At 67.4% G+C, this 23,841-nt stretch carries 26 protein-coding genes; 9 read left to right on the top strand and 17 right to left on the bottom strand.

Going from position 1 to position 23,841, the window contains the following annotated elements; translation table 11 throughout:
- Positions 1–2: 2 nt before the first annotated feature.
- The 3 genes from ACO06P_RS22555 to ACO06P_RS22545 are packed head-to-tail and all read right to left on the bottom strand — an operon-like array spanning position 3 to position 2,204.
- Entirely contained in the window at positions 3–809 is an 807-nt protein-coding gene (locus tag ACO06P_RS22555; RefSeq protein WP_420347484.1) for a phosphate/phosphite/phosphonate ABC transporter substrate-binding protein, read from the bottom strand.
- Positions 809–1,288, bottom strand: coding sequence for a GFA family protein (locus ACO06P_RS22550; RefSeq protein WP_420347483.1), 480 nt, complete (start codon positions 1,286–1,288; stop codon positions 809–811). The genes ACO06P_RS22555 and ACO06P_RS22550 overlap by 1 nt, the downstream gene beginning before the upstream one ends.
- Before the next feature lie 28 nt (positions 1,289–1,316).
- Entirely contained in the window at positions 1,317–2,204 is an 888-nt protein-coding gene (locus ACO06P_RS22545) for a helix-turn-helix domain-containing protein (RefSeq protein ID WP_420347482.1), read from the bottom strand.
- 251 nt (positions 2,205–2,455) lie between these two features.
- Here ACO06P_RS22545 and ACO06P_RS22540 point away from each other — a divergent pair, with 251 nt between their 5' ends.
- Positions 2,456–3,421: a fatty acid desaturase gene (locus tag ACO06P_RS22540; RefSeq protein ID WP_420347481.1), complete on the top strand. Its 966-nt coding sequence runs from the start codon at positions 2,456–2,458 to the stop codon at positions 3,419–3,421.
- A 10-nt stretch (positions 3,422–3,431) separates the two neighbouring features.
- Here ACO06P_RS22540 and lepB read toward each other — a convergent pair whose 3' ends face one another.
- The 3 genes from lepB to ACO06P_RS22525 are packed head-to-tail and all read right to left on the bottom strand — an operon-like array spanning position 3,432 to position 6,836.
- Positions 3,432–4,343, bottom strand: coding sequence for a signal peptidase I (lepB, locus tag ACO06P_RS22535; RefSeq protein WP_420347480.1), 912 nt, complete (start codon positions 4,341–4,343; stop codon positions 3,432–3,434).
- A gap of 16 nt (positions 4,344–4,359) precedes the next feature.
- Positions 4,360–5,256 (bottom strand): DMT family transporter, encoded by an 897-nt coding sequence (locus ACO06P_RS22530; RefSeq protein ID WP_420347479.1) that lies wholly within the window; start codon positions 5,254–5,256, stop codon positions 4,360–4,362.
- A 35-nt stretch (positions 5,257–5,291) separates the two neighbouring features.
- Entirely contained in the window at positions 5,292–6,836 is a 1,545-nt protein-coding gene (locus ACO06P_RS22525; protein WP_420347478.1) for a trimethylamine methyltransferase family protein, read from the bottom strand.
- Between the two features lie 363 nt (positions 6,837–7,199).
- On the opposite strand from ACO06P_RS22525, the gene ACO06P_RS22520 reads away from it, so the two are divergent.
- Positions 7,200–8,534 (top strand): NAD(P)/FAD-dependent oxidoreductase, encoded by a 1,335-nt coding sequence (locus ACO06P_RS22520; RefSeq protein WP_420347477.1) that lies wholly within the window; start codon positions 7,200–7,202, stop codon positions 8,532–8,534.
- Positions 8,535–8,686: 152 nt separating this feature from the next.
- Here the strand turns inward: ACO06P_RS22520 and ACO06P_RS22515 are convergent, their stop codons facing one another.
- The 7 genes from ACO06P_RS22515 to ACO06P_RS22485 form a co-directional block, all read right to left on the bottom strand.
- On the bottom strand, positions 8,687–9,229 hold the full coding sequence (locus tag ACO06P_RS22515; RefSeq protein ID WP_420347476.1) for a hypothetical protein: 543 nt from the start codon (positions 9,227–9,229) through the stop codon (positions 8,687–8,689).
- Between the two features lie 129 nt (positions 9,230–9,358).
- Complete coding sequence (locus ACO06P_RS22510; protein ID WP_420347475.1) at positions 9,359–10,069, bottom strand: DUF899 domain-containing protein; 711 nt, start codon at positions 10,067–10,069, stop codon at positions 9,359–9,361.
- Between the two features lie 39 nt (positions 10,070–10,108).
- The gene (locus tag ACO06P_RS22505; protein WP_420347474.1) at positions 10,109–10,579 is read right to left on the bottom strand and encodes an SRPBCC domain-containing protein; all 471 of its coding nucleotides are present in this window, start codon (positions 10,577–10,579) and stop codon (positions 10,109–10,111) included.
- 32 nt (positions 10,580–10,611) lie between these two features.
- Positions 10,612–11,145, bottom strand: a complete 534-nt coding sequence (locus tag ACO06P_RS22500; protein WP_420347473.1) for an SRPBCC domain-containing protein — start codon at positions 11,143–11,145, stop codon at positions 10,612–10,614.
- Positions 11,146–11,161: 16 nt separating this feature from the next.
- A complete protein-coding gene (locus ACO06P_RS22495; RefSeq protein ID WP_420347472.1) occupies positions 11,162–11,659 on the bottom strand; it encodes an SRPBCC family protein in 498 nt (165 codons plus the stop codon).
- 38 nt (positions 11,660–11,697) lie between these two features.
- Positions 11,698–12,045 carry an ArsR/SmtB family transcription factor gene (locus ACO06P_RS22490; RefSeq protein ID WP_420347471.1) on the bottom strand — a complete coding sequence of 116 codons (348 nt, stop codon included), beginning with the start codon at positions 12,043–12,045 and terminating at the stop codon, positions 11,698–11,700.
- A gap of 162 nt (positions 12,046–12,207) precedes the next feature.
- Positions 12,208–13,614, bottom strand: coding sequence for a formimidoylglutamate deiminase (locus ACO06P_RS22485; RefSeq protein ID WP_420347470.1), 1,407 nt, complete (start codon positions 13,612–13,614; stop codon positions 12,208–12,210).
- Positions 13,615–13,741: 127 nt separating this feature from the next.
- Here ACO06P_RS22485 and hutI point away from each other — a divergent pair, with 127 nt between their 5' ends.
- Complete coding sequence (gene hutI / locus ACO06P_RS22480; RefSeq protein WP_420347469.1) at positions 13,742–14,980, top strand: imidazolonepropionase; 1,239 nt, start codon at positions 13,742–13,744, stop codon at positions 14,978–14,980.
- Positions 14,981–15,282: 302 nt separating this feature from the next.
- Here the strand turns inward: hutI and hutG are convergent, their stop codons facing one another.
- Entirely contained in the window at positions 15,283–16,092 is an 810-nt protein-coding gene (hutG, locus tag ACO06P_RS22475; protein WP_420347468.1) for an N-formylglutamate deformylase, read from the bottom strand.
- A gap of 146 nt (positions 16,093–16,238) precedes the next feature.
- Between hutG and hutC the strand changes: the two genes are divergently transcribed.
- Positions 16,239–17,006, top strand: a complete 768-nt coding sequence (hutC, locus tag ACO06P_RS22470) for a histidine utilization repressor (RefSeq protein WP_420347467.1) — start codon at positions 16,239–16,241, stop codon at positions 17,004–17,006.
- A gap of 33 nt (positions 17,007–17,039) precedes the next feature.
- Here the strand turns inward: hutC and ACO06P_RS22465 are convergent, their stop codons facing one another.
- The 3 genes from ACO06P_RS22465 to ACO06P_RS22455 all read right to left on the bottom strand — a co-directional run bounded on the left by ACO06P_RS22465 (position 17,040) and on the right by ACO06P_RS22455 (position 18,700).
- Positions 17,040–17,480, bottom strand: coding sequence for a MarR family transcriptional regulator (locus ACO06P_RS22465; protein ID WP_420347466.1), 441 nt, complete (start codon positions 17,478–17,480; stop codon positions 17,040–17,042).
- A 26-nt stretch (positions 17,481–17,506) separates the two neighbouring features.
- Positions 17,507–17,806 carry a putative quinol monooxygenase gene (locus tag ACO06P_RS22460; RefSeq protein ID WP_420347465.1) on the bottom strand — a complete coding sequence of 100 codons (300 nt, stop codon included), beginning with the start codon at positions 17,804–17,806 and terminating at the stop codon, positions 17,507–17,509.
- 72 nt (positions 17,807–17,878) lie between these two features.
- The gene (locus ACO06P_RS22455) at positions 17,879–18,700 is read right to left on the bottom strand and encodes a formylglycine-generating enzyme family protein (RefSeq protein ID WP_420347464.1); all 822 of its coding nucleotides are present in this window, start codon (positions 18,698–18,700) and stop codon (positions 17,879–17,881) included.
- 219 nt (positions 18,701–18,919) lie between these two features.
- Here ACO06P_RS22455 and ACO06P_RS22450 point away from each other — a divergent pair, with 219 nt between their 5' ends.
- From ACO06P_RS22450 to ACO06P_RS22430, 5 genes are all read left to right on the top strand, one after another.
- Entirely contained in the window at positions 18,920–19,441 is a 522-nt protein-coding gene (locus ACO06P_RS22450) for a hypothetical protein (protein WP_420347463.1), read from the top strand.
- A 78-nt stretch (positions 19,442–19,519) separates the two neighbouring features.
- Positions 19,520–21,208 carry a urocanate hydratase gene (hutU, locus tag ACO06P_RS22445; protein WP_420347462.1) on the top strand — a complete coding sequence of 563 codons (1,689 nt, stop codon included), beginning with the start codon at positions 19,520–19,522 and terminating at the stop codon, positions 21,206–21,208.
- On the top strand, positions 21,205–21,684 hold the full coding sequence (locus tag ACO06P_RS22440; RefSeq protein ID WP_420347461.1) for a GNAT family N-acetyltransferase: 480 nt from the start codon (positions 21,205–21,207) through the stop codon (positions 21,682–21,684). The genes hutU and ACO06P_RS22440 overlap by 4 nt, the downstream gene beginning before the upstream one ends.
- 44 nt (positions 21,685–21,728) lie before the next feature.
- A complete protein-coding gene (locus ACO06P_RS22435; RefSeq protein ID WP_420347460.1) occupies positions 21,729–22,574 on the top strand; it encodes a class I SAM-dependent methyltransferase in 846 nt (281 codons plus the stop codon).
- Positions 22,575–22,702: 128 nt separating this feature from the next.
- Entirely contained in the window at positions 22,703–23,797 is a 1,095-nt protein-coding gene (locus ACO06P_RS22430; RefSeq protein ID WP_420347459.1) for a TRAP transporter substrate-binding protein, read from the top strand.
- Positions 23,798–23,841 lie beyond the last annotated feature (44 nt).

The raw sequence follows: 23,841 nt of genomic DNA, 5'->3' as shown, positions 1-23,841 counted from the left end.
GGTCACACGACCTCCGGGTATCCGTGCTGCACCGCCTCCGCCTCCATCGCGTCGATCCGGTCGTATGCTTCGAGCGGTTTCACTTCGACGTCAGCCAGAAGCAGGCTGTCGCGCAGCCCCTGGAGTGCGGGATCGTCGAAGGCGTGCCGCAGCCCGGCCCGCAGCCGCTCCAGATCGGATTCCGGAATGTCCCGGCGGGTGATGTAGGGCAACGCCGGTGCCGAAGGGCTGCGGGCGATCGGGTGGAGTTCGGCCCTCAGATCCGGATGCAGCCTGGCCAGCAGCGCGAAGGTCACGCAGTCGACGGCGCAGACATCGGCGCCGCCCTCCGCCACGACCGTCATGGAGTCGAGGTGGCTGCCGCTGATGCCGACGTCGGCGAAATAGGGCATACCGTCGGCGAGGGGCGCGATCACCGCGCGCAGGGCCGCATAGCCGGACTGCGATCCGGGATCGTTCACCACTGCCCGCGCACCCTTGAGCGCCCAGAGGTCGGCATAGTCCCCGCCTTTGCGCACCAGGATCTCGCTGTGGTAGCGGCCGCCGCTGCAGCCGTCGCAGGCGTAGCCCGGCGTGGCAAGCAGGGTGACCTGCCCTTTCAGGCTGTGGGTCAGCGGATAACCGCAGGTCTGGCTGAACAGCAGGTCGGGCGCCGTCCAGAGACGGGCGAGTTCTGTTCCGCGATCCAGCGCCGCGGGCACATCGGCCAGGCCCTCGGCCCGAAAGGCTGCGGCCAGCGCAGCCCACCAGGCGTCGGTCTCCGCCTCCAGGCCAGGCAGGTCGTACATCGGCAGCGAGGCACGCAGCATCAGCGCCCGCCGGCCGGCGGCCCACCGGTTCCATCCGCTGCCGCGTCGTCCTGCGGCCAGGGATCGGACTGTCCCTGGGGCAGACACTCCAGGCCGTCGCCGAGCTCGTAGAAGTCCGCTTTGTCGGCGGTAAAGATGTGGCGGCGCGTGCGGAGCCCGCTCGGCTGATCCAGGGCACCCGCCGAGACGGAGACGAAGTCGTTGCCGGCGTTGTCCCAGAACAGCGCGCTGCCGCAGCGCGCGCAGAAACCGCGCCGCACGCCGGGCGAAGACTCGAACCAGGCCAGTGCCGCCGCGCCCTCGATCGCCAGATCGCCGCGCCGCGCTGCCGAGTAGGCGGCGAAGTTGCTGAGCACCCGGCGGCACTGGCCGCAGTGGCAGGCGATCACCGGGCGCAGCGGCCCGGACACGGTGAACCGCACCGCGCCGCAGAGGCAGCCGCCGTGCTTTGCCTGTGCGGCGCTCTTGTCCTTTGTCATCGTGTCCCCCGCATCATCACGTCGCCGGTCAACTGGCCTGTCCCCGCTTGGGCTCCCGCTGCTCCCGCGACTCCAGTTCGTTCAGCAGGCCGCTCAGCAGCTTGCCGACATCGGGGGGCTGCACCACGGCGCCGCGGATCAGGTTGTCGAAGTGCTGGGTCAGTGCGCGGATATGTTCGGTTGAATTGAAGACGAAGTACATGTTGCCGATGTAGGCCGCCGCACGGCTCGGCCCGAAGATGGTGATCGGCGCCGAATAGTGCTTCAGGCCGTCGAAGAGGAACCAGCGGAAGGTCGGATAGAGCTCGTCCAGCAGCGCGATCATCCAGGAGAGCTGCAGCTTGCGGTCGGCCAGCGGCAGGGTCGACCAGATGCCCTCGCCCCGCGCGAAGGCCTCCAGCGACTGGATCGACGAGCAGGCCTCCAGGTCGGTTTCCGGCCGCCGGCTGTAGGCGAGGCGGGCCTCGGCCTGTTCCATGCGAAAGGCCGGGACCGCACTGCCCTGCTGGCGGTACTCGAAACGGATGACCTCCTCGCCCTTCAGCAGGTCCGGCAGCGTCGAGGGGACGTAGCGGATCTTGTAGCCCACCGCTTCCGCGCGCCAGCGCGCCAGGCGCTCGTCGGTGTAGTCCGAGGCGCCGCGCGCGATCTCCGGCGCCTCGCTGAGGATGTTGGTCCCGATCTTCTCTTCCTGCACCAGCCCGAGCAGCCAGTCCGTGGAGACCTGCTCGTGCTCGGCGATGGAGGCGATGGTCTCGGCCCGCGGCAGGCGGTCGTTGCCGTCCGACAGCAACTGGGACAGCGTCGAGCGGTCGAGCCCGGCCTTGCGGGCAAAGGCCGAGCGGCTCAACCCCGAGCGCTCGATCACCTCCGTCAGGCGTTCGCGAAAGATTTCAACGGTTTGACGCCGATCCATCGGACCCCCAAGCCAACAGCTTACCCAATGATCTATCTCTGCGTGTGATGATTTTACACACTATTGGTGATATTACAAACATATTAGATCTTAAGAACGGCAATTGTAAACATTGCAGATAAGAATCTGCGAAAAGTGCGCAGTCCCGCATTGTTGTCCCTTCCCCTTTTTTGTCACACTTCCGCAATCAGGCAATGGAAGCCGTCACTAATCGGGAAGGAGACACGGTGGAGTCGCGTAGTAGTCGTTCTGTGCAGAAACCCGGCCAGGGCCCCGGAAAGGCCCGGCTTCCGGCGCGCCCGGAATGGCCGACCGTGATCCTGGCGGCGGTGATCTACGGCGCCTTCGGCGCCCTGACGTGGTTTCATGAGGCCCTCGCCTGGTGGCTGCTGCTGCCGGCCGGCGCCATCGTGGTCGCCTGGCATGGCTCCCTCCAGCACGAGGTGGTGCACGGCCACCCGACCACCCGGGCCTGGCTGAACGAGGCGCTGGTGCTGCCGAGCCTCTGGCTGTGGATCCCCTTCCGCCTCTACCGCGACTCCCACCTGGCTCACCACAACGACGACAGCCTGACCGACCCGCTGGACGATCCGGAATCCTTCTACGTGACGGCCGAAGCCTGGGCTGCCGCCGGCCCGCTCAAGCGCGCCCTGCTCTGGGCACACAACTCCCTGGCCGGGCGCATGGCGTTGGGGCCGCTGTACTGCGTGTGGACGTTCTACGGTGCCGAGATGCGGCGTGCGCTGCGCGGCGACCTCTCCCACGCCAGGGCCTGGGCGCTGCACGCCCTCGGCGTTGCGGTGGTGCTGACCTGGGTGCTGGCGGTCTGCGGCCTGCCGCTCTGGCAGTACCTGCTGTTCTTTGTCTATCCGGGCGTGGCGCTGACGCTGGTGCGCTCCTTCCTGGAGCACCGCGCGGTCGCCAAGCCGAGCGAGCGCTCCGCCATCGTCGAATCCGGCCTCTTCTTCTCGTTGCTGTTCCTCAACAACAACCTGCACATCGTCCACCACGCCAAGCCGGGCCTCGCCTGGTACCGTATTCCGGCGCTCTACCGCGCACAGCGCGCCGCCTTTCAGGCGGCCAACGGCGGCTATGTCTTCAAGGGTTATGGCGAAGTCTTCCGGCGCTACTTCCTGCGCGCCAAGGAAGCGCCTCTCCACCCGGCGCAGAGTGCAACGCGCGCACCGAATACCATGGCTCTGCACGCCGCCGAGTGAACGACACGGCCTAGTCGTCTTCGAGGAAAACCAACTTCTGGCGCTCGCTGTTCCAGAGGACGACCGCCAGCCTGCCGATCAAGCTCTCCAAAGGGATGTAGCCGAAGTGTTCAAGCATTCGGCTGTCCATACTGTTGTCACGGTTGTCGCCGAGAGCAAAGTACTGTCCTGACGGCACCTCGAAGACCTCAGTATCGTCGTGGGGAAAGGTGTTGCTGTACTCCTGGATCAGGTGGCTACGGCCGTCGGGAAACGTCTCCCGATAGACCTGCCCGGAGCCGGGCTCTTCGCGCGGCTGAGAGGACTCCAGAGGCTCCAAGCCAACAGGATTGTCGTTGATGTAGAGAACGCCGCCCCGCACCTGAAGGCGGTCGCCCGGCAGTCCGACAATGCGCTTGAGGAACGGCTGGCCATCTAACGCCGGAACGACGAAGACGGCGACATCACCGCGTTGCGGCCCCCTGTCAGCCCCATAGGCGTACTTCGACACGAAGAGGTAGTCCCCGCGCAGCACCGTCGGTTCCATGCTCGACGAGGGAATGCTGAAGGGCTCCCACAGATGGCCGCGCACGGCCATCGGCACGCCGTAACCGAGCACGAGGACCGCACCGGTGACAAAGTACCAGCGCGCATACCAGGCTACCGGTGCCAGCCCGGACAGTCGGGCGGCGATCCGGTGGCCATGAACCACCCCAATAAGCTGGACGGCGATTAAGAGAAGCAGCATTGCGGTTTCCGCCGCCAGCGGCAGCAGTTCGAAATGAGCGGCAAGAAAAGAGGCCGGCAGGAGCGCGAAGGTGACAAGCAGATAGCAGACCGCAAGCCAGCCTCTACCGAGAAAGAGCATTACGATGGACGGACCAAACACCAATGCGATGAGGGCCGCAGCCCAGGGCCGCCGATTTCTGAAGGCGCTGATCATGTAGATCGCTGGCTCCTTACTCCGCCGTCTGCGCTGCCTCCGCCTTCAGAACCTTGCGTTCCCGGTAGAAGGTATAGATGCCGGTGACGACGATAATGAGGCTGCCCAGCAGGGTCCAGGCATCCGGCACCTCGCCGAAGAGGATGAGCCCGAGGATCATCGCCCAGAGCAGCACCGTGTAGCGGAAGGGCGAGATGTAGCTGACCTCGCCGACGCGCATGGTCATGACGGCGAAAAGATAGCCGAAGAAGAGGAAGGCGGCGGCAGCAAGCAGCAGGCCAAGGGACCCGCCGCTCACCGGCTGCCAGGGCTCGGTCAGGGCCAGCAGGCCGCTCACCGCCGTGATCGCCAGCGAGGAGGTCAGGGCGACGAAGGCCGAGGGCGCGGCGGGGCTCAAGCCCCGCGTCGAGAGATCCCGCAGCACGATGAAGGCGACGGCGGCCACGGCCCAGAGCGCATAGGCGTTGAAGCCCTCACCCCCCGGCCGCACGATGATGAGGACGCCGGCGAAGCCCACCAGGATCGCCGTGTAACGCCGCCAGCCCACCGCCTCCCGCAGGAACAGCGCCGCGGCCAGGGTGACCGCGAGCGGAATGGACTGCAGAATCGCGGTGGCATCGGCGATCGGCATGTTGAAGAGCGCGGTCAGAAAACACAGCGTGGCGCCGATGTCCGCCACCGCGCGCCAGCTCATGGCCCGCGTATCAGCGCCCGACGACCGATGGAACAGGCAGCCCTGGTGCCAGGCCAGCAGCCCCATGAGCAGGCTGGCGAAGACGCCACGCAGAAAGATGATCTGGTAGAGCCCCAGGTCCCCCGCCACCAGCTTGGCGGTGGCGTCGTTCAGCGCGAAGCCCGCCATGCTGATGACCATGAAGAGGGCGCCGCGCAGGTTGTCGGAGAACCGGCTCATGGCGCCAGAGACTACCCGAGGGCGCGGCAGCGCAGCTATGCTGCTTCTGCACCCCCCTCCTCCGTGCGGCGCGCGACGAAGGCATCCAGTTCTTCCCTGATCGCCGGGTCCAGCGGCGGCGGCGTGAAGTCCGCCAAGACCGCTTTGAAGAGGCGGTTGGCGCGCTGGGTGGCGGTTTCGCTGCCGCCCTCTTCCCAGGTCTCGAAGTTGCGCCAGTCGGAGAGGATCGGGTTGTAGAACGCGGTCTCGTAGCGCGCCAGCGTATGGGCGGCGCCGAAGAAGTGGCCGCCCGGTCCCACTTCGCGGATCGCCTCCAGGCCGATGGAGTCCTCGCTCACCTCCAGCGGGCGCAGGAACTCGGCCATCATCTGCAGCATCTCGGCGTCGAGGACGAACTTCTCGAAGGAGGCGCAGAGCCCGCCTTCCAGCCAGCCGGCGCCGTGCATGATGAAGTTGGCGTGGCCCATGACCGCGCCCCAGATCGACATCTGCGATTCGTAGGCCGCCTGGGCGTCGACGCAGTTGGCCGCGTTGGCGTTGGAGGAGCGGTAGGGAATGCCCAGATGGCGGGCGAGCTGGCCGCCGGCCAGGGCCGCGCGGCTGTACTCCGGCGTGCCGAAGGCCGGTGCCCCGGACTTCATGTCCACGTTGGAGGTGAAGCCGCCGTAGATCACCGGCGCGCCGGGTTTTACGAGCTGGGTGAAGGCGAGCCCGGCCATGGCCTCCGCATGCTGCTGGGCGAGCGCTCCGGCCACCGTCGCCGGGCTCATGGCGCCGGAGAGGGTGAAGGGCGTAATCACCACGGCCTGGTTGTTGCGCGCCAGCTCCATCAGCCCCTCGATCATCGGACCGTCGAGCCGCAGCGGCGAGGAGGTGTTGATGATGGAAAAGAGGCAGGTCTTCTCAGCCAGTTCGGACTCCGTCAGACCATGACCTATGCGCACCAGTTCCAGCGCATCGAGGATGCGGGTGCGGCCGAGGGAATAGGCGTGAAAGACCTTGTCGGTCAGGGTCAGGCAGTCGCGCAGACAATCGAGGTGGCGCGTCTGCGGCGCGCGGTCCACCGGCTCCACCGGATAGCCGGCGATGAAGTGGACGATGTTGAAGGCCTGCGCCAGGCGCAGCAAATTCTGAAAGTCCTCGGTGTTGCCGGGCCGCCGCCCGCCGTCGAGGTCGGAGGCGTTGGGTGCGGAGGCGATGCTGCCGAAGACCACGTTGCGGCCGCCGACCTGCAGGTTGTGCGCCGGGTTGCGGGCATGGAGGGTGAAGTTCTGCGGGGCGGAGGCCAGCGCCTCTTTCACCAGGCCGCGGTCGAAGCGCACTCGCTCGCTGCCGGGCTCCACCGCGGCGCCGGCCTTTTTCAGGACATCCAAGGCTTCGGGGTCGAGGAAGTCCATGCCGACCTCTTCCAGAATGCGGAAGGCGGCGTCGCTGATCATCTCGACCTGCTCGTCTCTGAGCACCCGGATCGGGTCGTAGGGGTTTTCCAGGGCCTGCCAGCCCAGCTGCTTCAGGCCGGATGCCGGCCGCCGTTCACCCTGGCCGCGCCGCCCGCCGCGGCGTGACGTCTCCCTTGCCATATGCTCTCCCCGGCCCGTACCTGGGGCCGTTTCCTGGGGCGCGGCTCCGCGCCCGGTTTTCGGGGTCGGGCGCTCCTGCGCGCCCCGGCGGCGCCGGCCCCCTGCAGGACCGGCCGCCTGCATCCAAATTGTATATACAAGCCGCGAAAGTCTCGTGTATAGACGACAGTCGCTTGTCGCTCCGGCCCAAAACGCGCAGGGCATCGGCGGATCTGACCCGCCCGGCGGCCGGCGAGAAAGGGTCGGAGGCTTTCCGCCCGGCGCAGACGGGAAGACAGGCGCGGTCTTCCTAGCGGGCCAGACGGTCAAGGTGGGCGCCGGGAGGCAGGTCTCCGTCGATCAGACCTGACAAGGAACTCCACCATGACCGTACTTCCGGAATCGAAAACCTATGTCATCGCCGGGGCCGGCATTCACGGCCTCTCCACCGCCTGGCACCTGGCCATGGAGCTGGAGGCCCGCGGCAAGGGCTCCGGCAAGGACATCGTCGTCCTCGACAAGACGGCGCCCGGCGCCGGGGCCAGCGGTATCGCCTGCGGCTGCGTGCGCAACTTCTACATGACCGAGGCGCTGCACCCCATCCTGCGTCACTCCGTCGACGTCTGGATGGAAGACCCGGTGCGCTTCGGCTTCCAGCAGGTCGGCTACATCTCCGTCGGCGAGGAAAACCAGATCGCCGACTACGAGCGCATGACCAAGAGCCAGAACGCCGCCGGCTATCACTCCGACGTTTACACAGGCAAGGAAGCCAAGGACTTCCTGAAAGGCTACTGGCCGGACTTCAACACCGACCAGGTGGGCGTGGTGCTGCACGAGCGGCCCTCGGGCTACGCCGGTACCCGCCAGGCTATCGCCGGCCTCGCCGAGAAATGCGCCCAGCACGGCGTACAGATCCTCGCCGGTGTCGAGGTGACCGGCTACGACGTCACCAACGGGCGCATCTCCAAGCTGCACACCAACCTGGGCGACATCGCCTGCGACGTGGCCGTGCTCTGCTACGGTGCCTGGATCGGCAAGCACTGGGAGATGCTGGGCAAGGCCGACACCATCGAAGCCAAGTATCCCGACGGCGGCACCAACACCCTGGACATGTGGACCTACTGGCGCCTGCTGGAGGGCGAGGTCTACATCGACCAGCCCTACCGCGACAGCCGCGACCTCGATCCGCCGGTGCTGCACGTGGAAATGATGAACACGCCGGTGATCAACGAAGAGACCGGCGCGGAAATCTCCGACCATCTTTATGTCTACTGGAAGAACGGCGCCGAACGCATGGAGCGCGCCGGCGTGCAGGGCGGCACCATCCCCATCAAAATCGGTCCCAAGGCGATGGTCGACCCCTACGGCTGGGACAACGAGGAGTACCAGGCCGACGACTGGTTCGCCGACTACCTGACCGCGGCCATGGGCTATCTCATGCCGCGCTTCAAGGGCCACCGGAGGAACTTCAAGGACCGGCCCAACGGCGGCATCGGCGCCTTCACGCCGGACAACGTGCCGATCTTCGACTGGATCATGCCCAACGCCTACATGATCGCCGACTCAAACCACGGCTTCAAGATGACCGGGGTCGGCAAGCTGGTGGCGCGGATCCTGGCCGGCGACAACCGGGTGGCGGAGCTGGAGCCCTTCGCTTTCTCGCGCTTCGCCGAGGGCCGCACCTTCGGCGCCTCCAACAGCCACTGCCCCTGGGTTTAAGCAGAAGACAAGGACGTATCGTGAAACCTCACCCTTCGAGACGCGGCCCTCACGGGCCGCTCCTCAGGGTGAGGCTTCTTTCTCATCCTTCATGCGGAGGAAACAGCCCCAAGTCATAGACTTAGCTGACGCCTTGCAGTGCGGGCTTGTCGTCAGCCGCCTTGTTCCTGAATAAGACGTCGCACTTTCTGCAGCCATAAGTCATCTTCACTGCGGACGATCTCGTAGGACGACCAGTGCCTATCATCCAAAACGATGAGATAACTCTCGCCTGCGATGAAAACCGGCACGAGACTGCAGTCTCCACCCGTGAAATGATAGCGGTGATTGCCGGAAGACGGTTCACCACCGCGATGCCCGTCAAAGTCGTCGGTCAAGGCAGGGTCGGTTCCAGGACTCCAGAACGTTGGTTCCTTCAGTTCGATGTACGTGCTGCCGTCAACCGTGAACTCGGCCGGCACCTCGCCTTTCAGAACCTCAATCACCTCGAACCGTGCCCACTCCCTGAAAGCGCCACGCTCGTCGGCATCGTTTCTTGGCTCGAGGGCACGCGCCCAGGCGACTTTCTGAGCATCGCCCACCACGTCCTCGGCCGTGCGGGCATCATTCGCCCAGACCGGAAACTGACAGGCCACTGCGTGGGTCGTCTGCGCCAACAGAGCGAAGGCAGCAAGCACTCCGGCAACTCTGCGCATCGAATGCATCTCCCGATCAATGGGGCAGACGGGAGCTTAGATACGCCAGGAGAATTGTGCACCTACAGAAATTATCAAGGGGCGTCATCGCGCGATGCCGCCCTTTTTGCTGGACCCGCCTGAACGGCTTCAGGCCGGGTAGCGGTCGTGCAGGCGCACCCAGTCCATCAGGTCGTGGCGCGGGCCGGTCTCGTTGCGGCCTTTGGGCGTGAGGTCGAGATAGTTGTAGGCGCCGAGCAAATGTTCGTCGCCCCGGGCGTAGCAGGAATAGGTGTGGAAGACGGCGCCGGTCTCGTCCCTGGCGAAGACGCTGGTGCCGGCCAGTTCCTCGCATAGGAACTCGCTTTCCTCGAAGTTGTAGACGACCCGTCCGCGCGCCTGGTCCTCGGGGGTAAAGGAGACCTGGAAGTCATAGTTGAAGTCGCTGCCAAAGGAGGAGACCCAGGGGAAGCGCCAGCCCATGCGGGTCTTGAAGGCCTCGATTTCCGAAATCGGCGCGCGGGAAATGGCCACGAAGGAAACATCGTGGTGGCGCAGGTGAAGATTGGCGCCGTCCACGTGATCGGCGCAGAAGGAGCAGCCGATGCAGCCCTCCTCCCAGCCGGGCCCCAGCATGAAGTGCTGCACGATCAACTGACTGCGCCCGTCGAAAAGGTCTGCCAGCGTCTGCCGGCCGTCCGGTGATTCGAAGACGTAGGGCTTCTCGATCCTGACCCAGGGCAGCGCGCGGCGTTCGGCGGCCAGCGCGTCGCGCCGCCGCGTCAGGTCCTTCTCCTTCGCCAACAGCGCTTTCCGTGCCGCGAGCCAGTCTTCGCGGGAAACGATCTTCTGCGATGTCATGGTCCTTCCTCCTGAACAAAGTGCAGCCGCTTGTGCCTGTCAGGGCGTGTCGGCTAGGTAGTCGTCGAGCCTGTCGAAGCAGCTTTCCCAGCCGCCCCGATGCGAATCGCGGGCGCTTTCGCTGGTAAAGAGGGCCTGGTGGAAGCGCAGCCGCGTTCTGTCGCCTTCGGCGATGAAGACGGCGGTCACCAGCGTGTCGTCCTTGACCGCGCCGTCCTCGCCTTCCCAGCCGTGGGTGAAGACCAGGCGCTCCGGCGCCACGATCTCGCGGTAGACGCCGCGCAGCCAATGCTCCTCGCCCGCTTCGCTGGTCATGCAGCAGCGGTAGGCGCCGCCGGGCCGGATATCGAAGTCGCAGGCGGAGAGCGTGAAACCGCGCGGCGCGAACCAGCGCACCAGGTGCTCCGGCTGGGTCCAGACCTTAAACACCAGCGCCCGCGGCGCCTCGAAGAGACGCTCGATCACCAGAGTCCGCTCGGCGGGTTCAACGATGCTTGCTGTGGCTTTCATATCGTTGGTCCTCAAGAGAAACAGGGGTGTCTTCACACGGCCTGCAGTTCCCGCACCGCCGCCGGTTCGCCGCGCTGCAGCACCGCCAGGCGCGCGGCGACCCGGTCGAAGCAGGCGGCCATCGCCACGGCGTGGACATCACGTTCCGCCGCGCCATCGAAGCGACCCTGGCGCAGCGACAGGCGGGTTAGGGGCCCGCGCCCGTCACCGAGACTCCCGCCGACATCCTCGAAGGTGACGGTGACCAGGGTCTCCCGGCCGGATACGCCGGTGTCGCCCGAAGCCGTGAAGGTGGAGACTAGGCGTTCCGGTGGTGTCACCGCACAGTAGACCCCGCCGAGACGAAAGGTGCTGCCATCGGGCGAGCGGAGGCAGCAGGCATGGCGGCCGCCACGGCGCAGATCTTCCTCGCAGGACAGGAGGCTGAAGCCCGGCGGCACGGCCCAATGGACGATGTGCTCCGGCCGGGTCCAGACCTTGAACACGAGGTCGCGCGGCGCATCGAAAACACGGGCGATGAAAAGCGCGCGGTCCTCGGCGGCGATACCGGCGGCCTGCAGGTACATCGGACCCGCCCTCCGCTCAGAGCTCGCGGAGGTAGGCCGCGAGGTGGTCCAGGCCGTCAGTCCAGCCCGGCTCCATGGCCGCCGCCAGGGGTGCCGCCGCCGGATCGTGAAGCTTTTCGACGGCGGCCTCGAGCGTCAGCCGCGTGCCACCCGCTTCGTCGGCGAAGGTTATGGTGGCAGCGGCGTCGAACAGCGGTGTCAGCGGGCCGTCCGGGGGCATGCGGGACAGGATCGCGTTGGCGACAACGATGCGCTCCGGCGTGACGATCTCCCGATAGCGGTTGCGCCAGTGGAAGAGCTCACCCTCCGGCGAGCGCATGACAACCTCGGAGCTGCCGCCGACGCGGAAATCCACAACACAGTCGACCACCGTGAAGTCCGCGGGATAGGACCAGCGCGACAGGTGGTCGGCGGTGGTCCAGGCCTCGAAGACCAGCGCGCGGGGCGCAGCGAAGTGCCGGGTCAGGGTCAGCGGCGGGATCTCAACTGTGTGGCGATCGGCCAGGGCTGTCATGGTCTTCTCCTTTGTTGGGGGGATCGGAGGGCTACGCGCTAACTCTTCTTCTTCGGCGTGCGGCTGCTTTGCAGTTCCTTCAGGTAGTCGTCCAGGCGGTCGAAGCTCTGCTCCCAGAAGCGGCGGTAGCGCTCCAGCCAGTCGGTCGCATCCTTCAGCGGCCCGGCCTCGAGCTGGCAGGGGCGCCACTGCGCCGCGCGCCCGCGGGTGATGAGTCCGGCCCGCTCCAGCACCTTCAGGTGCCGGGAGACCGCCGGCATGCTCATCTCGAAGGGCTCGGCCAGTTCGCCCACCGTCGCCGCGCCGTCGGAAAGCCGCGCCAGGATCGCCCGGCGCGTGGGATCGGCAAGGGCGGCGAAGGTCGTACTGAGGGCGTCGCTGGGCATGCTGTATTAAACCATCATGTTAATTAATAGATCTGTTAAATAAAGCATCCAGCTCTGCGAGTCAAGCCGGCCGTCGCGGCAGGCAGGCGGCTGCGCGGGCAGCCGGCTACGGCGCCGGGCAGGATTTCCGGAAGAAAGGTGTGATGGCGGCGACTATGCCGGTTAGGACAGCAGGTCCCGGAGGACGGCGCGGTAGCGCTCCAGCACCGCACGCTCGTCCTTATGGGAGCCCTCGCAGACCACCCACTGGCCGCCGACCATGACGTCGCGCACCGGGTTGCGGTTGCCGGCAAAGACCAGGGCATCGAGCAAGCGCTCACGCGGCAGGTCGCTGAGCGGCGGCGCGGCGCCATCCAGAACCACAAGGTCGGCACGCCGCCCGGTCTCGATGGCACCGATGGGCCGGCCGAGGGCCTGCGCCCCGCCGGCGAGCGCGTCCGTGTAGAGCCGGTGGCCGAGGGCCGCGGCCGGTCCCGCCTCGCCCGCCAGCACGTTGCGGCGCCGGGTCGCCGGGCGCTCGCCGTACTCCAGCCAGCGCAGTTCCTCGACCGGGCTGACAGAGATATGGCTGTCGGAGCCGATGCCCCAGGCGCCACCGGCGCGCAGATAGTCCGCCGCCGGAAAGAGGCCGTCGCCGAGGTTGGCCTCGGTGGTCGGACAGAGCCCGGCGACCGCCCCGCTGGCCGCCAGGTCCGCCGTCTCCTGCGGGCTCATGTGGGTCGCGTGGATCAGGCACCAGCGGCGGTCCGGCGCATGGTTGGCAAACAGCCATTCCACCGGGCGCCTGCCGGACCAGGCGAGGCAGTCCTCCACCTCCTTGATCTGCTCGGCGATGTGCAGGTGGATCGGCGCCGTCGCATCCAGCGCCGTGAGGCCGCCCACCGCTTCATCCAAAGTCTCAAGTGTGACCGCGCGCAGGGAGTGCGGCGCCAAGCCGATCCGTACCTGCGGATCGCCTTCATGTGATTTCTGAAGCGCCTCAACGATGACCAACAAGCCTTTGGGATCGTTCAGAAATCGTTTCTGGCCTTCACCGGCTGTCTGAGCGCCGAAACCGCCGTAGCCGTAGAGCACCGGCAGCTGGGTGATGCCGATCCCGGTCTCGCCGGCGGCGGCGATGGTGCGCCGGGACATCTCCGCCCGGTCGTCGTAAGGGCGCCCGTCAGGCCCATGATGCAGATAGTGAAACTCGCCGACCGCGGTGTAGCCCGCCTTTAACATCTCGACATAAAGCTGGGCCGCAATGGCCTGGACCTGATCGGGATCGAGGCGGCCGACGAAGCGGTACATCACCTCCCGCCAGGTCCAGAAGGAGTCTTCGGCGGTAGCGCCTGCCGGCCTGTGTTCGCCGAGGCCGGCGATGGCGCGCTGGAAGGCATGGCTGTGCAGGTTCGGCATGCCCGCCACCACCGGCCCGGCCAGCCGGACGGCCTTGTCTGGCAACGCCTGGGCGGCAACTCCTCGCGTGATCTGACCGAGGTCGCCCCGGGCATCAACCTCCAGAAGCACGTTGTCGGCCCAGCCTTCCGGGAGCAGAGCTTGGGACGCGAAAAGCGTATGGAATGTCATCTTGACCTGCTATGGGTAGAAACGGCTGCGCTTGCGTGATGGGCAAAGCAAGCGTATGCCAGGCAGGTTGTATATACAACTTACGCCGCAAAATCGGTATCGCCGTGAAATGGGGAAGCGGCAGCCTATGTGGGACCATCTCTGGACCGGCGCGCGCCTGGCCACCATGGCGTGCGGCGAGCCCGACAGCGAGCGCGCGCCCTATGGCGCGGTCGAAGACGCCGCCCTGGCCGTGGCTGGCGGCGAGATCGCTTGGCTGGGCCCCGCCGCGACCTTGCCAGGCGCAGCCGCCGATCTGGCCTCTGAAGTGCACGATGCCGGGGGGTGCTGGATCACCCCCGGCCTCATCGACTGTCATACCCACCTGGTGTTCGGCGGCGACCGGGCGCGCGAGTTCGAGCTGCGGCTGAAGGGGGCGTCCTACGAGGAGATCGCCCGGGCCGGCGGCGGCATCCGCTTCACCGTTGCCCAGACCCGCGCGGCCAGCGAAGACACGCTGTTCGACGCCGCGCTGAAACGCCTGAGGGCTTTCATGGCCGAGGGCGTGACCACCATCGAGATCAAGTCCGGTTACGGCCTGACGCTGGAAGACGAGTTGAAGATGCTGCGGGTGGCGCGGCGGCTCGGCGCCGCCGAACCCGTCACCGTTCGCACCACGTTCCTGGGCGCCCACGCCCTGCCGCCGGAATACGACGGCCACCCGGAGGATTACATCGACGCGGTCATCGCCATGATGCCGGAGGTCGCGGCCTCCGGTCTCGCCGACGCGGTGGACGCCTTCTGTGAGCGCATCGCCTTTTATCCGGAGCAGGTTGCGCGGGTCTTCGAGGCCGCCCAGGCTGCCGGCCTGCCGGTGAAGCTTCATGCCGACCAGCTCTCCGACCTGCACGGCGCCGCGCTCGCCGCCCGCTTCGAGGCGCTCTCCGCCGACCACCTGGAATACACCGGCGACGACGGCGTGCGCGCCATGGCGGCGGCGGGGACCGTCGCCGTGCTGCTGCCCGGCGCCTTTTACTTCCTGCGCGAACGCCAGCGCCCGCCGCTGGAGGCGCTGCGCGGCGCCGGCGTGCCCATAGCGCTCGCCAGCGACTGCAACCCCGGTTCCTCGCCGGTCACCTCACTCCTGCTGATGCTGAACATGGGCTGCACCCTCTTCCGCCTGACCCCGGAAGAAGCGCTCACCGGCATAACGCGCAACGCCGCCCGCGCCCTGGGCATGCAGGCGACCCACGGCACCCTGGAGGTCGGCAAGGCCGCCGACCTGGCGTTCTGGGACATCGACCACCCGGCCGAACTCGCCTACCGCTTCGGCGCCAACCCCTGCAAGCAAGTGGTGAAAGCCGGAAAGATCGTGCTTGGGGGCTGACAAAGCTCCCCCTCACCCTCCCGCTTTGCGGGATGCTGATCTCCCCCTCACCCTCCCGCTTCGCGGGCCCCTCCCTCTCCCAAAAGGGGAGAGGGAGAAAGGGCAGACGCACCACACAGACAAACCCTCTCCCCTGGCGGGAGAGGGTTGCGCAGGCTTGGTGAGCGCAGCGAGCCCCTTGCAGTAACGATGGGCCGAAGCTGGGTGAGGGGGACATTGGTTCTGCTCTCAGGCCGCCAGGTCCGATGACCATCTCGGTCTCCTGCCGCAGCCGGAACAGGCCCGGGACAGGGACGGTCCAACTAGTCGTCCACCGCCATCTCCGCCCAGGCGAGCATGGTCTGCACCAGGCCGGCCAGCACCGGGCGCACCTGCTCCGCCAGCTCCTCGCGCAGGGCGAAGGGCGGGTCCTCGTCCATATAGGTGATCTGGGAGAGTTCCAGTTGCACCGCGTGGATGCCCGCTTCAGGCTGGCCGTGGTGGCGGGTGATGTAGCCGCCCTTGAAGCGGCCGTTGGCGGCGTGGCTGTAGCCCACCGCCTCCGCCTCCCGCGCCACCGCCGTCAGGATGTCCAGCAGTTCGGGCGCCGCTGCGGCGCCGTCGCCGGTGCCCAGGTTCAGATCCGGCAGCCGCCCATCGAAAAAGCGCGGCACCTGGCTGCGGATCGAATGGGCGTCCCACAGCAGGGCGATACCGTGGCGGGCCTTCAGCGCCGCCAACTCGGCGGCGATGCGGTCGTGGTAGGGCTGCCAGTAGGTCTCGCGCCGCTCGATCACCTCCCCCGGCGTCGGCGCCTCCCCCTTCAGGTAGATCGCCTCGCGGTCGAAGGTGGCCGTCGGGCAGAGTTCCGTGTTGTCGGCGCCGGCATAGAGCACCGCGCCGTCAGGCGCACGGTTCAGGTCCACCACATAGCGCGCGTGAGTGGCCTGCAACACCGAGACATCGAGGTCGGCGAGGAAGTCGTAGAGCTGGGGAATATGCCAGTCGGTGTCGGGAACCGCGCGGCCCGCATCGGTCATCCGCGCCGCGATCTCCGGCGGAATGTAGGTACCGCTGTGGGGCATGGAGACCAATAGCGGCAGCGCCCCTTGTGTAAAGGTGAACAGCTCCATGAACATCCTTCCCGACAACGCCGCCGGCCCGCGACGGTCACCTGACCCGTAGCGCGCTGGCCAGAACGGCCGCGCTTTTGTATACCGGTCTTGTATATACAAGTTTGCGCCCCCGGGTCACCCGCGAAGGGAAACCTTTACGCCCCATGTCCTCTTCCGCTTCCGGTTCCGCGTCGACCGCCGCCAGCCTGCGCGACGACCCGCCGCTCTATCAGCAGGTCAAGGACTACATCGTCGGCCGGATCCTCGCCGGCGACTGGGCGGAGGGCGCGCGGGTGCCCTCGGAGAACGAGCTGACCCGCGAACAGGGCGTCAGCCGGATGACGGTGCACCGCGCCCTGCGCGAACTGACGGCGGAGGGCTGGCTGGAGCGGGTGCAGGGCGCCGGCACCTTCGTGGCCGCCGCCGCCAAGCCGCAGTCTGAAGTGCTGGCGATCCGCAACATCGCCGAGGAGATCGCCAGCCGCGGCCACAGCCATGCCGCCGAAGTCTGCCTGCTGCGGCGGGAAAAGGCGCGTGCGCTGGAAGCGCGGCTGCTGGGCCTGGAGCGCGGCGCAACGCTGTTTCATTCGATCATCGTGCACCGGGAAAACGGCCTGCCGATCCAACTGGAGGACCGCTACGTCAACCCGGCCGCGGCGCCGGACTACATGGCGCAGGACTTCACGGCGATCACGCCGCACCACTATCTGATGGAAGCGGCGCCCTTGAGCGAGGCGGAGCATGTTGTCATGGCCGTCGCGCCGAGCAAGGAGGAACGCCGGCTGCTGGAGATCGCCGCAGGCACGCCCTGCCTGCTGCTGCGCCGTCACACTTGGTCGCGCGGTCTGCCGGTCACCTGGGCGCGCCTGCTCCATCCCGGCGACCGCTACCGCCTGGGCGGCCGCTTTGCCGCCGGGCAGGCGGACAGCTAGGGCGACGCCCGGACTGCCCGGGCGCAAAGGCCTTCAGTCGCCCGCAGCCATGAAGTCCTGGATCACCGCAAAGTAGCCGGGCAACAGGGCACGCAGGCGCTTGCGCCCCTTCGTGGTCAGGGTCACCCAGCGCGCGCGCCGGTCTTCGGGATTTTCCGTGATGTCCAGCAGGCCCTCGCCGGCCAGCGCCTTCAGCGTGTTGCTGACGATCGGCTTGGAAATGTCCAGCTTATCGGCGATCGCGGTGGCGCTGAGGCCGTGAACGCCGGGGTCGCGGTCGAGCAGGATGAGGATGAGGAAGCGGGTCTGGGACAGACCCCGGGCAGCGAAGTAGCCCTCCAGGTCCCGCAGCAGCAAGCTGGCGCGGCGCAGCAGCTTCAGGGCGTCCTCGACGGTCGACGGGTCCATGGCAGGAAAGCGCGCCGCGTAGCCCTGCAGCATGTCCTGGGTCGGCAGATCCTTCAGGAAGAACACGGCCAGTCACCCTCCCGGCGACGCGGCTATTCCGCAAGCCGCGTCAGCTTGGTGATCTCCACCGGCTGGGCGAGCCAGTCCTGGTAGCGGGAGAAGACCGCGCGGGTATAGGGCCGGGCGTAGTGCGCCGCCAGCGCCGCGTCGTCGTCCCAGGTCTCGTAGAGAAACAGCTGGCCGCTGCCGTCGCGCGCCTCGTGCAGCACGAACTCCCGGCAGCCGGGCTCCTGCCGGGTTGCCGGAACGATCTCCAGAATGGCCTCGCGGGCCGCCGTGAAGTATTCCGGCTTCGGCGTGATCCTGGCGATAAGGGAGAAGACCTCTGGCATACCCGGCTCCTAAATACTTAGCGTGATAACTATATAGGCCTGAAGCTGGCGGACTGCAAGCGCCGTGGCGCGTCACGGCGCCGGGCCGGCGCAGCGGAAGCCGACCATGTCGAGCGCGAAGTGCGGCGGATTGCCGTGGCGGTAGGCTGCGCGCAGGCCGTAGGGGTTGTTGCCCCAGCCGCCGCCGCGGATCACCCGCTGGGAGGGCCGGCCCGGGAAGAGGCTCGCGGTCCACTCCCAGACGTTGCCGGCCATGTCGTCGAGACCGAAGGGCGAGCGCCCGGCGGGATAGCTGCCCACCGGGGCCGTACGCACATAGCCGTCGCTGTCGTCGGGCGCGCAGCAGTCCTCGGTGCCGAAGTTGGCCACCAGCTGCCGGCCGTCCTGCACCGGCGGCACGGCGCCCCAGACGTAACGCAGCGACTGCGGCCCGCGGGCGGCAAAGGCCCACTCCTCCTCCGTCGGCAGGCGCAGGCCATGAAAGGCGCAGAAGGCCTCGGCGTCATGGGCGGAGACCTGCACCACCGGATGGTCGTCAAGCCCGGCGATGGAAGAGTCCGGTCCCTGCGGATGGCGCCAATCGGCATTGGCGACCAGGCGCCAGCGCTGGCTCCAGACATAGCCGCTGCCGCGCACCTCGGCTTCGCTGACCCGGTCCTGCGCGGCGACGAAGGCCGCGAACTGCGCATTGGTCACCTCCCGGCGCATCAGGCTGAAGGCCCCGACCGTGACTTCGCGGCGCACCTCGTTGGCATCGCCCCCCGCGTCGCCGGTGACGAAGCTGCCGCCCGGGATTGCCACCAGATCGAGCCCGGGAGCGGCGGCGGCGGCCTGCAGGGCCCAGATCGCCCAGACTGCGAGAACCGCAACGACGCAGCGGCTTGTGACGAACATGCGCATCCCGGAAGTGAGCCATTGGGAGCCCTCGCCTGCCAATCACAATCCAGTGCGCCGGGCGCGTCAAAGTTGCGGCATGCGTTCCTGCAGCAAAGCGCCCTGACAGGGTTTCAGCGACCGCTTGTGCAGGCCGGTCGGCGGTCCCTGGACCGCAAAGCCCAAACGGCCTAAAAGGATGGCATCTGAGTCGCCGATGAACCGCATGCTGGAGCTATCATGACGCGACCCGGACTCTCCTGCCGATCTCCTTCCTTCCGTCTCTTCGTCCCCGCACTCATCGCCCTTGCGCTCATTGCTCTTGCTGGACCGCGTCCTGCCGCAGCAGCTTCGCTGGTCGAAAGGCTTGCCGGCACCTGGGCCTGCCAGGGCCAGGAAACCGGGATCGACGCACCCACCGAGATGACCCTCCACTACCGGGCAAGCGGCGGCTGGATCATCGGCGAGATGGTTCAGGAGAACGGTGAAATCCTGCTCGACGTCTGGCGCCGCGGCGCGTCTGGCGATTTCACCGATCGCCGCATCCTCTCCCACGATGCGACGATGGAGATGGAGCTGAGAGACGTCTCCGGCGATCACCTGAACCTGGAGGGCGAGATGCGTCACGTCCTCGGCGACAGCGCGCCGATCCGCGAGGTCCTGCGCTTCATCGACAACGACCGCTTCGACGCCATTTGGGAGATGGAGACCGAGGGCCACTGGGCGCCGATCCTGACACGCGTCTGCACCCGGACCGGATAGTTCAGGTCGTAGTCTGGGCCGTCGACTCCGAGACCAAAGTTGTATATACAACTTTGGTCAATCCGGAGACTGCCTTTCATGCCCGCTTCCACCGCCACCGATCCGCGCCGCGACAACGCCCGGGTGATCCGCAGCCCTCAGGGGACCGAGCTTTCGGCCAAGTCCTGGCTGACCGAGGCCCCCTTGCGCATGCTGATGAACAACCTGGACCCGGAGGTGGCGGAAAAGCCGGAGGAGCTGGTGGTCTACGGCGGCATCGGCCGGGCGGCGCGCGACTGGGCGAGCTTCGACACCCTGGTCGCCAGCCTGCGGGACCTGAACGAGGACGAGACCCTGCTCGTGCAGTCCGGCAAGCCGGTGGGGGTGTTCCGCACCCACCCGGATGCGCCGCGGGTGCTGATCGCCAACTCCAACCTGGTGCCCCACTGGGCGGATTGGGAGCACTTCAACAAGCTCGATAAGGTCGGCCTGATGATGTACGGCCAGATGACCGCCGGCTCATGGATCTACATCGGCAGCCAGGGCATCGTCCAGGGCACCTACGAGACCTTCGTGGAGGTCGGCCGCCAGCACTACGACGGCAACCTGAAGGGCCGCTGGATCCTGACCGGCGGCCTCGGCGGCATGGGCGGCGCCCAGCCGCTGGCCGCAACCATGGCCGGCGCCTCCATGCTGGCGGTGGAATGCCAGCCGAGCCGCATCGAGATGCGCCTGAAGACCGGCTACCTGGACCGCCGCTGCGACAGCCTCGACGAGGCGCTGGCCGTCATCGACGAGGCCTGCCGCAAGGGTGAGGCCGTTTCCGTCGGCCTGCTGGGCAACGCCGCCGAGATCTTTCCCGAGCTGGTGCGCCGTGACATCAGGCCCGACGCAGTGACCGACCAGACCTCGGCCCACGATCCGCTGAACGGCTACCTTCCGGCGGGCTGGGGCCTGGAGCGCTGGGAGGCGGAGAAGACCCGGAACCCCGAGAGCGTGGTGCAGGCGGCCAAGGAGTCCATGGCCGTGCAGGTGCGCGCCATGCTGGAATTCCATGCCCGCGGCGTGCCGACCCTGGACTACGGCAACAACATCCGCCAGATGGCCCAGGACATGGGCGTCGACCACGCCTTCGATTTCCCCGGCTTCGTCCCGGCCTACATCCGCCCGCTGTTCTGCCGCGGCGTCGGACCCTTCCGTTGGGCCGCCCTCTCCGGCGATCCGGAGGACATCTACAAGACCGACGCCAAGGTGAAGGAGTTGATCCCCGACGACCCGCACCTGCACACCTGGCTGGACATGGCGCGCGAGCGCATCCACTTCCAGGGCCTGCCGGCGCGCATCTGCTGGGTGGGCCTGGGCCAGCGCGACCGCCTCGGCCTCGCCTTCAACGAGATGGTGGCCAGCGGCGAGCTGTCCGCGCCCATCGTGATCGGCCGCGATCATCTGGACTCCGGCTCCGTCGCCAGCCCCAACCGCGAAACCGAAGGCATGATGGACGGCTCCGATGCCGTCTCCGACTGGCCGCTGCTGAATGCGCTCTTGAACACCGCCAGCGGCGCCACCTGGGTGTCGCTGCACCACGGCGGCGGCGTCGGCATGGGTTACTCGCAGCACAGCGGCATGGTGATCGTCTGCGACGGCACGGAGGCCGCGGCCAAACGGATCGCCCGCGTGCTGTGGAACGACCCGGGCACCGGCGTCATGCGCCACGCCGATGCCGGCTACGAGATCGCCATCGACTGTGCCCGCGAACAGGGTCTGAAGCTGCCGATGCTGGGCTCATGATCCGCCTGCGCCCCGCCGTCGAGGAAGAGCTGCCGGCGTTGAGCGCACTCTGCCTGCGCTCAAAGGCCGTCTGGGGCTACGACGACGCCTTCATGGCAGCCTGCCGCGAGGAGCTCACCCTGACGCCCGCGGACCTGCAGAACGATCAGCTGCAGGTCGCCGAGGATGACGAAGGCGTCGTCGGTGTCGTCAAGCTGGACATCGAGAGCGAAAGCGCGGAACTCTCGAAGCTCTTTATCGAGCCTGCGCGGATCGGCAGCGGCGCCGGGCGGGTGCTTTTCACCTGGGCGGTGGAGCGGGCCCGGGGCTTGGGCGCCAAGACCATGCGGATCGAGTCCGATCCGGACGCCGCCGCTTTCTACCGCCACATGGGGGCCGAGGTCGTCGGCACGGCCCCCTCCGGCTCCATTCCCGGGCGTGTGCTGCCGCTGCTGACGCTGGACCTTTCCGGTGCCGGCAGCGACGCCGGACACTGACCGCAAACCCTGTCGCCGCCAGACCCGAGAGAGCAAGCCGCCTGATGAGCAACACCCCCGACATCGCCGGCCACTACACCAAGGGCGATCTCTTCGACCGGCTGCAGGCCGCCCTGCGCGAGGACGGCGTCGACCCCGACAACCCGAGCGTCGCCACCCTCGCCCCATATGACCAGTTCCACGGCCGCGGCCTGGAGGTCACCGAGGAGATCGCCGAGACCCTCACCGTCACGCCGGACGACCATCTGCTGGATATCGGCAGCGGCATCGGCGGGCCCGCGCGCTACATGGCGGCGCGCTTCGGCTGCCGGGTGACCGGCATCGACCTGACGGAGGAGTTCTGTGCCGTTGCACGCCGCCTCACCGTCCTGCTCGGCCTCGAGGCGCGCGTCGACTTCCACCAGGGCAACGCCCTTGCCATGCCCTTCGACGATGCCGGCTTCGCCGGCGCCTACTCCATGAATGTCTCGATGAACATCGCCGACAAAGGAGCCTTCTACGGCGAGATCCATCGCGTCCTGAAGCCGGGCGGCTGGCTGATGCTCTCTGAAATCGCCCTGGGCCCGGGAGGCGATCCGGGGGGCGGACCGGATTACCCCACGCCCTGGGCGGCGACAGCGGCATCGAGCTTTCTGGTCACGCCGCAGCAGACCAAAGAGGGTTTGAAGGCCGCCGGCTTCGCGGACATCCGCCTGCGGGAAACGCGTGAGGAGGCGCTGGCCTTCGGCGCGCGCTCGCGCGAGCTGGTGGAGCGCGGCGAGAAGCCGCCGCACCGTGCGGTGCAGTTGGTGCACGGCGCCGCGGCCGCCGTCATGGCCGCCAACACCGCCCGCGCCTTCGCCGATGCCGCCATCCTGCCGGTCGAGGTGCACTGCCGAAAGCCTGCGTAGAGCCGCGCCCGACAAGGGCCCGTAAAGAGCCACACAACCTGACGCTGCTGGACGGGCGGCGCGGGAGACAAGTAGAACCGATCCAACGCGAAACCGATTTCTTGGGGCAAACACAAGGGAGACTGACGATGAAAAGACGTGCGTTCCTGAAAGCCGGCGGGGCCGGCGCCGCGGCCGCTGCAGCCGGCACCTTGGCGGCACCGGCCATCGCGCAGGGCACGATGCAGTGGAAAATGGTCACCGCCTGGCCGAAGAACCTGCCCGGGCCGGGCGTCGCCGCGCAGCTTCTGGCCGACCGCATCACCGCCCTTTCCGGTGGCCGCATCGAGGTGGAACTCTTCGCTGCGGGCGAACTGGTACCGGGCCGCGGCGTCTTCGATGCCGTCTCCGAAGGCACCGCCGAGCTCTATCACGCCGTCCCCGCCTACTGGGGTTCCAAGTCCAAGGGCATCCTGCTGTTCGGGTCCCAGCCCTTCGGCCTGCGCGCCGACGAGCAGGTGGGCTGGCTGACCCACGGCGGCGGCCAGGCGCTTTACGACGAGATGTACGCGCGCTTCGGCCTCAAACCCTTCCTCTGCGGCAACTCCGGCCCGCAGTGGGCCGGCTGGTTCCGCAATGAGATCACCTCGGTCGACGACCTCAGGGGCCTGCGCTTCCGCACCACGGGCCTGGCGTCGGAGATGTGCGCCAAGCTGGGCATGGCGGTGCAGGCCATGGGCGGACGCGACATGTTCCAGGCGCTGCAGTCGGGCGCGCTCGACGCCGGCGAGTTCATCGGTCCCTGGACCGATTCCGCGCTCGGCTACTATCAGGTCGCCAAGAACTACTACTGGCCGGGCGTGGGCGAGCCCTCCTCCGCCGAGGAGTGCGGTGTCAACCTGCAAGCCTACGAGGCCCTGCCCGACGACCTGAAACAGGCGGTCGCGCTGGCCTGCGAGTCGCTCTACAACCCGGTCTGGACGGAGTACACCACCAAGCATGCCGCAGCGCTGCAGAAGCTGGTGGCCGAGCAGGGCGTGCAGGTGAAGATGCTGCCGGAAAGCGTACTCGTCGCCATGGGCAACGCCGCCGGCGAAGTGATGACCGAACTGCGCGAAGACAGCGACGAGCTGGTCAAGCGCATCGTCGAGAGCTTCCTCGCCTACCGCGCCTCCATTTCCGATTACATGGTCTACGCCGACAACGGCCAGATGAACGCCCGCGCGCTGGACTACACGTACTAGACGGGTCTCGCGACCGTCCTGCCTCGCCCTTCGAGACGGACCTA

This window comes from Pelagibius sp. (assembly GCF_965227505.1).
GTDB lineage: Bacteria > Pseudomonadota > Alphaproteobacteria > Kiloniellales > Kiloniellaceae > Pelagibius.
The sequence above is the reverse complement of the archived record's forward strand: the minus strand, read 5'-3'. Positions and strand labels throughout refer to the sequence as shown.